This is a genomic window from Pseudomonas sp. S5D5 (assembly GCF_003013355.1).
Classification (GTDB): domain Bacteria; phylum Pseudomonadota; class Gammaproteobacteria; order Pseudomonadales; family Pseudomonadaceae; genus Aquipseudomonas; species Aquipseudomonas aylmerensis.
Genome location: NZ_PTEO01000001.1, coordinates 6610100 through 6624426, shown reverse-complemented (window position 1 = coordinate 6624426; position 14327 = coordinate 6610100). Strand labels below are relative to the sequence as shown.

The window sequence follows — 14327 nt, the reverse complement described above, 5'->3', positions numbered from 1 at the left end:
CTTTCACTTCGTCCGGGCCGAATCCCATGCGCTACTTGCGTTCAATAACGTTGCTCTGCGGTCTCCTGCTCTCGCCGCTGACATTCGCCACCGTTCTGGAAAACGCCCTGTGGCGGGTCGAAATCGAGCCGGCCACTCTAGCCATCCGCGTTACACCGAACGGTCAACCGGGCGTAGAAGCCTCCAGCGGCGTAGCGGCCCGTGCTGTCAGCCAGCTTGAACAGCGCGATCAGCAAGCGAGCTGGCATTGGGACGACGGCGCCTTTCGGGTGAGCGCCAGCCTTGAGCAGCGTGATCTGAAGTTGACCCTTCGCGCGCGGGAGCCGGGCGAGTTGACCATTCTTCAGCAACCCGCCAGTGCCCTGGGCAAAGGGCTGATGTGGCCGTTGGCCGAAGGGCATTACGTGCCGGTCGATAATGCTGTGTGGAAAGCGTTTTTGCTGGAGCAAGGTGATTTCAACACGACCCAGGACCTCAGCCTGCCTCTGTGGGGGTTGGACCACGGGCGGTTCACCTTGAACTGGTTGCTGACCAATCCCTACAACAATCGCCTGCGCTGGCAGGCAGGAATGGCGCTGTCAGTGGCCCATGAATTTACCGCGCTCGACCCGGACGCACCGATGACCCTGCTGCTGCACCTGGGGGAAGCCGATCCCTTGGCCGGCGCCAAGCGCTACCGTCAATGGTTGGTGGAGCAGGGCCGTTTTGAACCCTTGGCGGACAAACTGCGAAACACGCCCGAAGCCGAAAAGCTGCTGGGCGCCAGTCATGTCTACCTGTGGGGCAATGACCTGCTGGGGTCGGAGGATGTGCGTGACTGGCCGCTGCTGGTGAAGGTGCTGCGTGGTCATGAGCTCAAGGGCAGATTGGACAAAGAGGCCGCGCAGGTGCTGGCTCAAACCGGCACGTTGGATCGCTATCAAAAGTCCGTGCTGCTGCGCGGCTTCAACGCGGCGATCAACCAAAAGGCTCGGCAAACCTGGTTGGCCACCGACGAGCCGGACATGCTCAAACTGGCCGAAGGTTATGGCGTCTTGCGCCGTGAATTGGCGATGGCGTTTGCGGGCGCCTTGAGTGACAGCCCCGAGACCTGGGGCAGCACGCTGTCGGCCAAGACCGTCCAGGCGCTGCAAGATGCTGGGCTAAAGCGCCTGCTGCTGACCCTAGGCGAAGGCTGGGAGGGCGGCCTCTGGCACCCGGAAGCGATTCAGGCGGGCGTCAACGCCGGTTACCTGATGGCCCCGTACGACTCCTATGAAACCGCGTTATCCACCACCGAAAATCCGGACTGGACCACCGCCCACCTGGGCAGCAAGGCCTATCGCGACTGTGCCATTGTGCTGAAAGACGGCACGTTCAAGACCGGCTTCCAGCAATCCGGCCATTACACCGACCCGCGCTGCGTACGGCCGCTGCTGGAAGCGCGGGTGAAGGCGGTGCAAGCCAAGGCGGGTTTCAACGCCTGGTTCCTCGATGCCTACGCCACCAGCATGCTGTTTGACAGCTATCGTGATGGCGCGCCAATGACCCAGGCGCAAAATGCCGAAGGCAATGTTGACGCGTCCCGCTGGCTGAATACTGCGCTGAAGCTGCCTGCCGGTTCCGAAGATGGCAACGCTGTCACCGCCCAGGGCATTCTGTTCGCCCACGGTATGCAGACGCCGGTGATCGGTTGGGGCGATCGCCAGATGACCCAGGACAAGCAGTCGCCCTATTACGTCGGCAACTGGTACCCGCCTGAGCAGCCGACGGTGTTCTTCAAGGCGGTCCCGCTGAATGAGCCGCTTCGTACCGTGTATTTCGCGCCGACCATGCGCCTGCCGCTGTACCAGGCGGTGTTCCACGGCTCGGTCATCACCACTCACCATTGGCTGTTCGACAGCCTGAAGCTGACCAATGTGCAGGCTGAGAATGAGTTGACCCAACTGCTGTACAACGTGCCGCCGTTGTATCACCTGAGTGCTTCGACGATTGAGCAGCGGCTGCCGCTGATACAGCGCCAGGATCGGTTTTTCCGGCCGTTGCACCAGCGGCTGGCAACCCAGGCGATGACGGGGTTTCGTTGGCTGACGGCGGACAGGCAAGTGCAGGAAACCACTTTTGCCGATGGCACGCGGTTGGTCGCGGATTTTGCCGCGCGGAGTGTGACAGCGTTAGTCGAGGGGCAGCCGCCCCAGGTCTATCAGGTGGGCTCCTACTGAGGTTTGCGCCACACACTCGCCAGCCACGGTTGTTGCTCCCGAGGCAACCCGGCCGGCCGATAGTAATGCTCCAACTCCACGAACCCTGCCGCCGTCAGCAAGGCCTGCCACGCCTGCAGGTCGTGATAAGACCCATAGCGCGGCCCATTCCAGCCCTCGCGATTTTCACCACGGGGATTGGAGCTGAACAACACTCCGCCAGGCTTCAGCGCGCCATGCAGCTGTTTGAGCACGCGCGGCAATTCCTGCTTGGGAATATGAAACAGCACCGCATTGGCGAATATCCCGTCGAAGCGCTCGACCGGCAGGTCCAGCTTGAGGAAGTCTTGCTGCAACACCTCACAACCACTGTCCTCGCGCGCCATCTGCGCAAAGCGCTCGGAGCCGTCGAGGCCGACAGCGATGTGACCCAGGCGGGTAAACGTCTGCAAATCCCGGCCCGGCCCGCAGCCGAAATCCAGCACGGTGAACGGCGCCGTACCCTGGATATGCCGCAACAGCGCGTCGATGTTCTGGCTCACATCGTGGTCGCGGGTGCCTTCGCGGAAAGACTCGGCCACGCTGTTGTAGTGGCCGAGGGTGGTGGACGTGATCTGGTCGAGGTCGTCGGGCTTGAGAGGCATGGTGAGCAATACCGGGCACTGAGAGGGCCCGACTATACCCCAATCGATCGACCCACCCTGTGGCGAGCGGGCTTGCCCCGCGTGGGGCTGCACAGCAGCCCCCAATACTCAGCGCTTGTTCAGCACCCGCGCCAACCGGTCGCCACCCAACTGAATCACCGCCACCAGAATCACCAGCAGTACGATGACCGTGAGCATGATCTGCGTGTCAAAGCGCTGGTAACCATAGCGGTACGCAATGTCACCCAGGCCACCCGCACCAATCGCGCCCGCCATGGCCGACGAGTTGATCATGGTCACCAGGGTAATGGTGAAACCGCCGACAATCCCCGGCAGCGCCTCCGGCAACAGCACATGCCAGATGATGTGCCAGCGCCGGCAGCCCATGGCCTGCGCCGCTTCGATCAGGCCGTGGTCGACCTCACGCAGGCTCACCTCGGCGATGCGCGCGAAGAACGGCGTAGCGGCGATGGTCAGCGGCACGACCGCTGCCCACACGCCATAGGTGGTGCCGACGATCAGCCGGGTGAACGGGATCAGCGCCACCATCAGGATCAGGAACGGAATCGAGCGGAACAGATTGACGAACGCTCCCAGCACGCGGTTCAGTGCCGGGGCCTGATAGATCCCGCCCTTGTCGCTGGTGACCAGGAACACCGCCAGCGGAATCCCCACCAGCAACGCGATCAACGAAGACACGCCGACCATCAACAGGGTGTCGATGGCGCCTTGTACTAAACGATCAAACCACATAACCCAGCACCTCCACCTGTTGTGCCCAGTTACCGGCGCGGCTGCGCAGCACGTCGGCGTCGTGCGGTGAACCATTCACCGCCAGCAGCAATTGCCCCAGCGCGTGGCCCTGGATGCGTTCCACACCGCCCTGCAGCAAGCGCACGCGCCCGCCGAGGGCCGCGAACAAGGCGGCCAGGTCCGGCTCGTCGGTGTCGTTGCCGGTGAACTGCAAGCGCAGCACGACCGCCGCGTCTGCCTGGCCGGGCGTGGGTTGCAGACGGTTTTGCAGCTCTTGCGGCAGCCCGTGTTGCAGCGGCGCCAGCAGGGTCTTGCTGACCTCATGCTGCGGGTTGCCAAACACTTCCCACACCGGGCCTTGCTCGACGATGTGTCCGTACTCGAGCACCACCACGCGGTCGCAGATTTCGCGGATCACCGCCATCTCATGGGTGATCAATACGATGGTCAGGCCCAGGCGCTGGTTGATCTCGCGCAGCAGGCCGAGGATCGATTGGGTGGTCTCCGGGTCGAGGGCCGAAGTGGCCTCGTCGCACAGCAGGATCTCGGGGTCGTGCACCAGCGAACGGGCGATGCCCACGCGCTGTTTCTGCCCGCCGGAAAGTTGCGCCGGGTAGGCCTTGTGTTTGTCCTGCAGGCCGACCAGTTCGAGCAGCTCGCGCACCTTCTGCTCACGCTGGGGCTTGGGCACGCCGGCGACCTTGAGGGGCAGCTCGACGTTCTGCCACACGGTCTTGGCCGACATCAGGTTGAAGTGCTGGAAGATCATGCCGATGCGCCGCCGCAGCGCCACCAGGCGGTCCTCATCGAAGTCGCCGATGTCCACCTGATCGATCAGCACCCGCCCACTGCTCGGTTGCTCCAGGCGATTGATGGTGCGGATCAGCGAGGATTTACCGGCGCCGCTGCGGCCGATGATGCCGAACACTTCACCGCGCTGGATCGCCAGGTCGATGCCTTGCAGGGCATGCACGTTGCCGTCATAGGTCTTGCCCAAGTTGATAAAGCGCACGTGCGCGCGGTTCAGGTCAGGGTGCAGTTCTGTCTGCTCGGCGTCCCTGGGCGGCAAGCCCAGGTCGCGCAGTTGAGAGTGGGCGGCGGTCATTTTTTATCTTCCCAGCCCACTTGGTAGAGCTTGCCGAGGGATTTATCCAACGCGGCGCGCACCACCGGCGAGTGCTGGTAGATGTCGACGAACTTGATCACACGCGGGTCGGTTTTGCTCTTCGGCTGGATCACGAACTGGATCACGTATTCCGGGTGGTCGAGGCCGTCGAACAGCAGCGCCGACTCGGCATCGAAGGTCTTGGACAGGCGGATATACGCCGGGTAGCCCTGCACCAGGTCGGCATCGTCATAGGCGCGCACCAGTTGCACGGCCTCGACTTGCAGGATCTTGATCTTCTTCGGGTTGGCGACGATGTCTTCTTCAGTGGCCTTGTAGCCCACGCCCGGCTTGAGCGTGATCAAGCCGGCCTTGGCCAGCAGTTGCAGGCCGCGACCGCTGTTGATCGGGTCGTTGGCAATCGCCACGCTGGCGCCCTGGGGCAGGTCGTTGATGCTTTTGTACTTCTTCGAATACAGCCCGACGTTGTTGATGATGCCCGGCGCGTACGGCACCAGGTCAAAGCCGGCGGCGGCCTTGGCGTTTTCCAGGAACGGGATGTGCTGGAAGTAGTTCACGTCGATGTCGCCGGCGGCCAGGCTGACGTTGGGCGCGATCCAGTCGGTGAACTCCACTAGTTCGACTTTCAGGCCTTGCTTTCCGGCTTCGGCCACGGCGGCTTCGAGCGGAATCGCGAAGGCGGCGGTAGTGCCGATTTTCAGCGGCGCATCGGCCGCGAACACCGCCGAGCTGAACAAGCCGAAGGCCAGGACCAGTGCTTTGACTGGGTGAGTGAGGAGCGTCTTTTTCATAGTGGTTTTCCAGTCATAAGATGTCGATGTTAATAACGCGATCAACTGTAGGAGCCGGCTCCTCCAGGGTTCAGTGGCGGTAGGTGGAGCCGGTGTGCTGTTCGGGCAGGCGCGCAGTGCCGTGGAAGACTTTTTCCCGCAGCGTCCCTTGCGCATATTCGGTTTTGTACGACCCGCGCTTCTGCAACTCGGGCACCACCAGGTCGATGAAGTCGACGTAGCTTTCCGGGGTGACGATGCGCGTGAGGTTGAACCCATCCAGGCCGGTTTCGCTGATCCACGACTCCAGCTCGTCGGCGACTTGTTCGGGCGAGCCGACCAGGGTGATATAGCGACCGCCCAAGGCGTGTTGCTCAAGCAATTTGCGCCGGGTCCAGTCGTTGTTTTGCAGATTCTTGGTGGCGGATTGGATCGCGTTGCTCTTCACGTACTGGATCGGTTCGTCGAGTTCGTACTGGGCAAAATCAATCGCGGTGGACGCCGAGAAATGCGCCACGCCCGCCTCCGGGCTGGCGTATCCCAGGTACTCGGCGTGCTTCTTCCAGGCGAGTTCTTCGGTCGCGCCCACGATCACATTGAGGCCCATGAACACCTTGATGGCGTCCGGGTCGCGCCCGGCCTCGACCGCGCTGGCGCGCACCTTGTCCACCTGGACCTTGGTCGCGGCCTTGTTCTGCCCGCTGATGAACACGCACTCGGCGTGGCGCCCGGCGAACAGCAAGCCACGCTCCGAACTGCCGGCCTGGAACAGCACCGGCGTGCGTTGTGGCGAAGGCTCGCAGAGGTGATAACCCTCCACCTGGTAGAACTCGCCATGGTGCTCGACCTTGTGCACCTTGCCCGGCTGCGCATACACCCGCGCCTGTGGGTCGTTGAGCACCGCGTCGTCTTCCCAACTGCCTTCCCAGAGTTTGTAGAGCACCTCCAGGTACTCATCGGCCTGGTCGTAGCGCCGGTCATGCTCGACCTGCTCGGTAAGGCCCATGGCCTTGGCGGCGCTGTCGAGGTAGCCGGTGACGATGTTCCAGCCGACCCGGCCACGGCTCAGGTGGTCGAGGGTGGACATGCGCCGGGCGAACAGATACGGCGGCTCGTAGGTGAGGTTGGCAGTCAGGCCGAAACCGAGGTTCCGGGTGACCGCCGCCATCGCCGAGACCAGCAGCAGCGGGTCATTCACCGGCAGTTGGATCGACTCCTTGAGCGGCACATCGATGGAGTTCTGGTACACGTCGTACACGCCGACGATGTCGGCGATGAACAAACCGTCGAACAGCCCGCGCTCCAGGGATTGCGCGAGGTCGGTCCAGTACTCGAGGGTTTTGTATTGGGTCGAGGTGTCCCGTGGATGGGTCCACAGGCCGTGGTTGATATGCCCGATGCAGTTCATGTTGAAGGCATTGAGCAGGATCTTTTTCTTCGCCATCAGATGGTCCCCCGCAGTGGCGGGTTTTCATCGTTGAGGTAGTAGTTGCCGACCGCGTGGTACTTCCAGCGCACCGGATCGTGCAGGGTGTGCACGCGGGCGTTGCGCCAGTGCCGGTCGAGACCATGCTCGGCGAGGGTGGCCTGGCTGCCGGCGAGTTCAAACAGCGTGCTGCCAGCGGCCAGGGAAATCTCGGTGCTCAGGGCGCGCACTTCAGCGACGGCGATGGACGCTGCCGCCACGGTCTCGGCGTTGCTGTCGGCCTGGGCGCGGTCGAGGAATTCGCCGGAGCGCTCCAGCAATGCCTCGGTGGCGTGCAGGCGAATACTCAGGTGGCCGAAGCTCTTGAGGGTCAGCGGGTCTTCGGTGGCCTTGTCGTTACCGGAGTCGATCCACGGGCGGGTCTTGGTGCGCACAAAGTGCAGCGCGTCCTCGAAGGCGGCGCGGGCGATGCCGGTGTCGATGGCGGCGTGGAGGATCTGCGCCAGCGGGCCGACGGTGGTCGGGCGCTCGAAGGCGCTCTGGAACGGGATCACGTCTTGCGCGGCGACCCAGACGTTATCGAACACCACCGAACCGCTGCCGGTGGTGCGCTGGCCGAAGCCGCTCCAGTCGTCGATCACGCTCAGGCCTTCGCTGTCACGGGGGACAAACGCCAGTTGCTGCACGCCGTGTTCATCCACCACTGAAGTAGGGATGCGCTGGGCGTAGATCGCGCCGGTGGAGTAGAACTTGCGGCCGGTGATGCGAAAGCCGTCGCCGTCGCGGGTAATTCTGGTGACGCGGTCATGGGCGGTCTTGGTGCCCAGTTCCGCCAGGGCATTGCCGAAACGCTGGCCCGCGAGCACTTCGGCGTACAGGCGGCGTTGCTGCGCCGGCGTGCCGTTTACGCGCAGCACTTCCAGGGCATAGAAATGGTTTTGCGGAATCTGGCCCAGCGAGGCATCGGCCTGGGCGATCAGTGCGATGACCTTGGCCAGCGTGACGTTGGACACACCGGCGCCGCCGTATTCCTTGGGCACGCTGATGCCCCACAGGCCGGAGCGCGAAAACACGTCCAGCTCAGGCAGCGGCAGGCGGCGCTCGCGGTCGCGCTGGGCGCTGTCGCGGCGGAAGTCTTCGGCCAGGTCGCTGGCGACAATAAGGGCTTGTTCGTCGCTGGTGATAACCGCGACGTGATGAGAAAGGGTCATGCGTATTCTCCAGAGGTCTGGTCGGTTAAATCCAGGAGTGACGAGCCGGCAAGGTGCCGTTCAGGCGATACGCGCCCACCGCGTGATACTTCCAGCGCACCGGGTCGTGCAGCGTATGCACGCGGGCATTGCGCCAGTGACGGTCGAGGTTGAATTCGGCGAGGGTGGCGCGGCTGCCGGCCAGTTCGAAGAGCTTTTCGCTGACCAGCAGCGACACTTCAGTGGTCAGCACCTTGGCTTCGGCGACGGCAATCGACGCACGGGCGGCGGACTGCGCGGTGATCGGCGCGGCACTGACCTGGTCCAGCACCTGGCCGGCCTTGCGCAGCAGCGCTTCGGCGGCGTGCAGTTCGATTTTCAGCTTGCCGATATCGGCGATCACGTACAGGTCATCGCTGGCCCGTTCGACCTTGGCGTCGATCCACGGGCGCGAGCGCTCGCGCACGAAGGCAATGGTGTCATCCAGCGCGCCACGGGCGATGCCGGCATCGATGGCGGCCTGGATCAGTTGCGACACGGCGCCCTGGATGGTCGGGGTTTCGCCGAGGCGCCAGTTCTCGACCACCAGCTCGGCGTCCACCGGCACCCGGTCCAGCAGCACGGTGCCGCTGGCGGTGGTGCGTTGGCCAAAGCCGGACCAGTCGTCGACGATGCGCAGCCCCTCGGTTCCACGGCGCACGAACGCCATGACTTGCTTGCCGTCATCGTTGAGCGCCTTCACCGCAACCCAATGCGCAAACAGCGCGCCGGTGGAGTAGAACTTCTGGCCGCTGATCACGTAGCCGTCACCCTCGGCGGTGATGCGGGCCTTGAGTTCCAGGGTGTTCCTGGTGCCGCGCTCCGGGCCGGCGTTGCCGATGCGCCAGCCGTCGAGCACGCTCTGGAACAGCTGTTTTTTCTGGCGTTCGGTGGCGGCGCCCTGCAACACGTGGAGGATGCCGAAATGGTTCTGCGGGATCTGTCCGAGGGCCGGATCGGCCGCGCTGATGATCGCGAACACGTCGGCCAGGGTGGTGAATGACACCTGTGGGCCGCCGTATTCGCGGGGAATGGAAATACTGCCCAGCCCACTGCGGGTGAACTGCTCGATCTGTGCCCACGGCAACTTGCGTTGCTGGTCGCGCTTGGCGGCTTGCAGGCGCGCAGCCTGGGCCAGCTCATGGGCGGCGTTCAGCGCCTCTGCATCGTTGCGCAGCACGACGGCCGGCAACAACAGAGGGGCTACGTCCAGATCACTCTGGGGGGGTGTTAGAGCCAAGTTAGACATCAGCGCCGCTCCTTGGCTGCACGTAATGCCCTGGCGTTATGCACCGGGGTAATTCTGACCATACCGACCTCGCATTCAATGAAATGACAACAGGAAAATCAGGAATGTCCGGTGGTCCGGTGCATATACCCTAAGCGTGTTAAATATTTAAATAAACTAACTTTTGGGAATATGCATAGAAGGTCTGTCACCCAGGTTCGCAGGGTGAACCGAGGGGGCGTGGCTGATAGCTCTGCGCGGCCCCGCCGGGGCGGGCGGGTACCCAGGCGGCGATCCTCAACGTGCGGGCGGGCGCCCAGCGGGAATTGTTGCCGACGCGGTCCAGAATGCAGTACGTCACCTCCAGCCGGCAGTCGTCGCCGGCTTCGACAATCACCGTCGACGGTACCCAGACCTGCACGGCCAGGCCGACGGCCTTGGCCTGGATGCTTGGCAGGTCCATGCGTACATCGCCCCAGCGCAGGGTGATGGCATCGCCGGTGGTCATGTGCTGGTAGGGTTCGATGGTCAGGGGAATTCCGCGCCGCACCTGGCTGCTGTTGACGCCGTAGCGGCGGATCGTCTCGGGCAGGCCGACGGGGGCGAGGTTGTGGTTTTCGTCGCTGTACAGCTGCGCAGGCTGCCCGCCCGGGCATTGGGTCTTGACGCGCACCTGCGTGGTCGCCGAGCGCGCAGGGCCATGGCCGATCTGCATGACCTGATAGTGCACCTGCGCCGGGCCGTCCTGCACAAAACTTTCCGGTACGCGCAGGCGCGTCGACGTGCCGACCTTGCCGGCCGTGACTCGCCGTGAAGCCGCAAAGCAGTTGTTCCAGAACAGCTCGATCAGGTCGCCTTCATCCATGCCGGGGTACGGCGCGATATCGACCTGCAGCTGAGTGGCGGCGAGGGCATTGATGCCGGTGCGAAGTGCCTGGGGCAACGTCGGGGCGTTGAGCATGGCCGGGGTGGCGGTGCGCGTCATAAGTAATCTCCTTGATGCAGCCAGCAGCAATCGTTCCGGCCCCTTGGCGCGGGTGCGCACGGGGTCGAAATGAACGATTCAGAAAATAGCCGGGATAGGATCCAATCCTCTGAGTGCTAGATAAGAGGGTTGGCCAAGGGGCGTCAATGGCGGCAAAGGGCTAAACGGCGGGTTGCTGCAGATTCAGAAGGGTCTGACTGTGAGGGGGATTTCAGCGGGTGTGTGGCGGGGCGTTTTACTCGTTGAAACGAGGACTTCGCGTAGGAACGCGCTCAGGTGGGAGCAGGGCTTGCCCGCGATGCAGGCACCTCGGTGTATCCGCCGCACCGCAGTGATGCTATCGCCAGCAAGCCAGCCCCCACACAAGCCCGGGAGGGTGTCAGTGGGCGAGGAATTTGCTCAGGAACTGCTTCGTGCGTTCTTCCCTGGGGTTGGCGAACAACGCCTTGGCTTCGCCTTGCTCCACGATCACCCCTTTGTCGAAGAAGATCACCCGGTTGGCCACGTCACGGGCAAAACTCATCTCGTGGGTGACGATCACCATGGTGCGGTTTTCCTCGGCGAGGCTGCGGATGGTTGCCAGTACTTCGCCGACCAACTCCGGGTCGAGCGCCGAGGTCGGTTCGTCGAACAGGATCACTTCCGGCTCCATGGCCAACGCGCGGGCAATCGCCACGCGCTGTTGCTGGCCACCGGACAGGCGTCGAGGGTAGGCGTCTTCCTTGCCCGCCAGGCCAACCCTGGCCAGCAGCTTACGCCCCAGGGCCTCAGCGGCTTCGCGCGGCATCTTCTTGACCACGGTCGGCCCTTCGATGACGTTTTCCAGCGCGGTGCGATGGGGGAACAGGTTGAAGTTCTGGAACACAAAGCCGACGTGCTGGCGCAGGCGTCGCACCAGGGTTTGCTGCTGGTTGATCGGCTTGCTGCTGTCGATCTCGATGTCCCCGACCTTGATGCGGCCGCTGGTGGGTTGCTCGAGGAAATTCAGGCAGCGCAGGAAGGTGGTCTTGCCGGAACCGCTGGGGCCGATGATGGCGACGACTTCGCCTTCCTTGACCTCAAGGTCGATGCCGTTGAGTACCACCTGACCCTTGAATTGTTTGGTCAGTTTTTCAACCACGATCATGCTTCAGGACTCCAGGTCATGCCGGTTGACCCGGTCTTCCAGACGATTTTGAAAATGCGCCAGGATGCTCGCCAGGATCCAGTAGATCAGGGCTGCAGAGAGATACATGGTGAAGATTTCGAAGGTGCGTGCCGACACCAGTTGCGCTTGGCGAAACAGCTCGGGCACCTGGATGGTGGCCGCCAGCGCGGTGTCCTTGACCAGCGAAATAAAGCTGTTGCCCAAGGGCGGCAAAGCCGTGCGCATCGCCTGCGGCAGAATGGCCCGGCGCAGGGTCTGCGCACGGGTCATGCCGATACTGGCCGCGGCTTCCCACTGGCCACGCTCGATGGAGCTGATGGCCGCGCGCAGGATTTCACAGGCGTAGGCGGCCATGTTCAGCGAGAAGCCGATCAGGGCCGCCGGAATCGGATCCAGCTCGATGCCCACTTGCGGCAAGCCGTAGTAGATCAGGAACAGCTGCACCAGCAAGGGCGTGCCGCGAAAGAACGACACGTAGACGCGGGCAAGCAAGCTCACTGACTTGAAGCGCGACAGGCGCATCAAGGCCAGGCCGAAGCCCAGCAGCAAGCCGAAAAACATCCCGCCAAGGCTAAGAATCACCGTGTAGTACGCGCCCTTGAGTAGAAAGGGCGCGGAGTCCAGCGCGAGTTGGAAACCTGCTTCCATTATTGAGTGACGTCAGCGTTGAAGTACTTCACGGACAGCTTCTTCAAGGTGCCGTCGGCGCGCAGCTTGTCGAGGGCCTTGTTCACCGCGTCGAGCAGTTCAGGCTCGCCTTTGCGCAGGGCAATACCGGCTTCCTGGCGGGAGAAGGCATCGCCGGCGGTGGCAGTGTCCGGGGCTTTCTTGGCGTATTCCAGAGCGGCCAGGCGGTCGATCAGAATGGCGTCGATGCGGCCGATGCGCAGGTCCTGGAACTTGGTAGGGTCATCGTTGTAAGTCTTGATGATGGCTTTAGGCTGGTTGTCCTTGAGCCATTGCTCGTAGTTGGTGCCCAGGCCCACACCGACTTTCTTGCCGGCCAGGTCGTCGGCGGTCTTGATGCTGTCGACATTCTTCTTCAGCACCAGCGCTTGAATACCGGAGACGGTGTAAGGCTTGGAAAAATCGTATTTCTTCTTGCGCTCTTCAGAGATGGTCACCTGGTTGACCACGGCGTCCAGGCGCTTGGATTCCAGGGCGGCGAGGATACCGTCCCATGGCGTGGCTTGCAGTTTGACCTTCACGCCCAGCTCTTTGGCCAGCGCCTCGGACAGCTCGACTTCGAAACCGCTGAGCTTGCCGCTTTCATCGACAAAGCTGAACGGTGGGTAGGTGCCTTCGAGACCGATCTTGATCTCGCCGGCTTTCTTGATGCTGTTCAACTGCTCGCCGGCCACTGCCTGGCCGAGCAGGCCAGCCCCGAGTGCCAGGCCCAAAGTGCCAACCAACAACGTGCGACGCAATACAGAAATAGTCATGAAGAGCCCCTGTGTTTTTTATGTTGAGCGAAGCAGGTGACGCAGTAGTCGTATCCTGCCTTAAAGCGCGTAGCGCGTCTTCGCCTACGGCGCGATGATAGAGCGGGTTTTTAAGACTTGAAAATAATATAAATCTAAATTGATATTCGATTATCGAATATGCGAGCTATTTAATGTGGGAGCTGGCTTGCCTGCGATAGCACTCTGTCAGCTACCGATGTGCTGACCTTTGCACCGCTATCGCAGGCAAGCCTGCTCCCACATTTTTTAGTCCGCGTTTATTCAATTGAATACCGAGTTGTAGGCAAACAACGCCGGCGCCCCGCCGGTATGCAGGAAAATGATCGGACCCTCTTCAAAACGCTGACGCCCGATCCCATCCAACAAGCCGGCCATGGCCTTGCCAGTGTAGACCGGGTCCAGCAGCAGGCCTTCCTGGCTGGCGAGCAGCTTGATGGCCGCCAGCGTACCGGCGTTCGGCTCGCCATAACGGGGGCCGAAGTATTCGTCCCAGAGAATCACCTTGAACGCCTCGGGCACCGTTACGCCCAGCAACTCGGCGGTGCGTTCGGCCAGGCCCTGCACTTTCGGAAACTGTGCTTCTTCGGTACGCGACACGGTGACGCCAACCACCGGCAGGTTCGGCAGCACGTCGCTCAAGGCCAGGGCGAGGCCACTGTGGGTGCCCGCACTGCCGGACGCCAGCACCACGGCGGAAAATTCGATGCCGCTGTCTTCAATTTGCGCCGCCAACTCAAGGCCGGCGCGCACGTAACCCAAGGCGCCGAGGGCGTTCGAGCCGCCGATCGGCACCAGGTACGGCTTCTTGCCGTTGCTGCGCAGGCGGTCGGCGAGGGCATTCAGTTGGTCGTCGACATTGTCGAGGTTTTCCACCAATTCGACCTTGGCGTCGAAGAGGTCCAGCAGCAGGCGGTTGCCGTTGCCCAGGTAGTTGGGGTCTTCGGTGCCGGTGGGGTTTTCCAGCAGCGCTACGCAACCCAGGCCGAGCTTGGCGGCGAGGGCGGCGGTCTGGCGCACGTGGTTGGACTGGATCGCGCCGGCGGTTACCAGGGTATCGGCACCTTGGGCGAGGGCATCGGCCGCCAGGTATTCGAGTTTGCGCAGTTTGTTGCCGCCCATGGCCAGCGGCGTGGTGTCGTCGCGCTTGACGTAGATGTCCCTGCCCAACCAGGCCGACAGCCGCTCGAGTTTTTCCAGGGCAGTGGCACCGCCCAGCAGTTCCAGGCGGTTAAAACGGTCGAGCTGTTGTTTGATCATGGCTACGCACGGTGACTGAATGATTGGCCGACTATAGGCAGGCACTTTTCATCGGGCAACCGCCAATCGCTTATTCCGTGAAGTTCTTAGCATCGCACCATTGGTTCTTAAGGGCGGCC

General features: G+C 62.7%; 13 protein-coding genes. 1 reads left to right on the top strand and 12 read right to left on the bottom strand.

Annotated elements, in window-relative coordinates; all coding sequences use genetic code 11:
* The first annotated feature begins 26 nt into the window (after positions 1–26).
* Positions 27–2201 (top strand): glycoside hydrolase, encoded by a 2175-nt coding sequence (locus tag C9990_RS30275; protein WP_106805732.1) that lies wholly within the window; start codon positions 27–29, stop codon positions 2199–2201.
* On the opposite strand, the gene C9990_RS30270 is transcribed toward C9990_RS30275, so the two are convergent.
* The 12 genes from C9990_RS30270 to C9990_RS30215 all read right to left on the bottom strand — a co-directional run bounded on the left by C9990_RS30270 (position 2195) and on the right by C9990_RS30215 (position 14208).
* Complete coding sequence (locus C9990_RS30270) at positions 2195–2824, bottom strand: bifunctional 2-polyprenyl-6-hydroxyphenol methylase/3-demethylubiquinol 3-O-methyltransferase UbiG (protein ID WP_106805454.1); 630 nt, start codon at positions 2822–2824, stop codon at positions 2195–2197. The genes C9990_RS30275 and C9990_RS30270 overlap by 7 nt on opposite strands.
* Positions 2825–2932: 108 nt before the next feature.
* On the bottom strand, positions 2933–3577 hold the full coding sequence (locus C9990_RS30265; protein ID WP_016974994.1) for a methionine ABC transporter permease: 645 nt from the start codon (positions 3575–3577) through the stop codon (positions 2933–2935).
* The gene (locus C9990_RS30260) at positions 3567–4682 is read right to left on the bottom strand and encodes a methionine ABC transporter ATP-binding protein (RefSeq protein ID WP_106805453.1); all 1116 of its coding nucleotides are present in this window, start codon (positions 4680–4682) and stop codon (positions 3567–3569) included. The genes C9990_RS30265 and C9990_RS30260 overlap by 11 nt, the downstream gene beginning before the upstream one ends.
* Entirely contained in the window at positions 4679–5494 is an 816-nt protein-coding gene (locus C9990_RS30255; RefSeq protein WP_065899576.1) for a MetQ/NlpA family ABC transporter substrate-binding protein, read from the bottom strand. Before C9990_RS30255 ends, C9990_RS30260 begins: the two co-directional genes overlap by 4 nt.
* 70 nt (positions 5495–5564) lie before the next feature.
* Positions 5565–6917, bottom strand: a complete 1353-nt coding sequence (locus tag C9990_RS30250) for an LLM class flavin-dependent oxidoreductase (RefSeq protein WP_106805452.1) — start codon at positions 6915–6917, stop codon at positions 5565–5567.
* Positions 6917–8110, bottom strand: a complete 1194-nt coding sequence (locus C9990_RS30245) for an SfnB family sulfur acquisition oxidoreductase (RefSeq protein WP_106805451.1) — start codon at positions 8108–8110, stop codon at positions 6917–6919. The genes C9990_RS30250 and C9990_RS30245 overlap by 1 nt, the downstream gene beginning before the upstream one ends.
* Positions 8111–8135: 25 nt before the next feature.
* Entirely contained in the window at positions 8136–9377 is a 1242-nt protein-coding gene (locus C9990_RS30240; RefSeq protein WP_065899579.1) for an SfnB family sulfur acquisition oxidoreductase, read from the bottom strand.
* Positions 9378–9564: 187 nt separating this feature from the next.
* The gene (locus C9990_RS30235; RefSeq protein WP_106805450.1) at positions 9565–10341 is read right to left on the bottom strand and encodes a hypothetical protein; all 777 of its coding nucleotides are present in this window, start codon (positions 10339–10341) and stop codon (positions 9565–9567) included.
* A gap of 379 nt (positions 10342–10720) precedes the next feature.
* Positions 10721–11467 (bottom strand): L-cystine ABC transporter ATP-binding protein TcyN, encoded by a 747-nt coding sequence (tcyN, locus tag C9990_RS30230; RefSeq protein ID WP_065899581.1) that lies wholly within the window; start codon positions 11465–11467, stop codon positions 10721–10723.
* A 3-nt stretch (positions 11468–11470) separates the two neighbouring features.
* Complete coding sequence (gene tcyL, locus C9990_RS30225; protein ID WP_065899582.1) at positions 11471–12136, bottom strand: cystine ABC transporter permease; 666 nt, start codon at positions 12134–12136, stop codon at positions 11471–11473.
* Positions 12136–12930 carry a cystine ABC transporter substrate-binding protein gene (gene tcyJ, locus C9990_RS30220; protein WP_106805449.1) on the bottom strand — a complete coding sequence of 265 codons (795 nt, stop codon included), beginning with the start codon at positions 12928–12930 and terminating at the stop codon, positions 12136–12138. The genes tcyL and tcyJ overlap by 1 nt, the downstream gene beginning before the upstream one ends.
* A gap of 282 nt (positions 12931–13212) precedes the next feature.
* On the bottom strand, positions 13213–14208 hold the full coding sequence (locus C9990_RS30215; RefSeq protein WP_065899584.1) for a D-cysteine desulfhydrase: 996 nt from the start codon (positions 14206–14208) through the stop codon (positions 13213–13215).
* Positions 14209–14327: the final 119 nt, after the last annotated feature.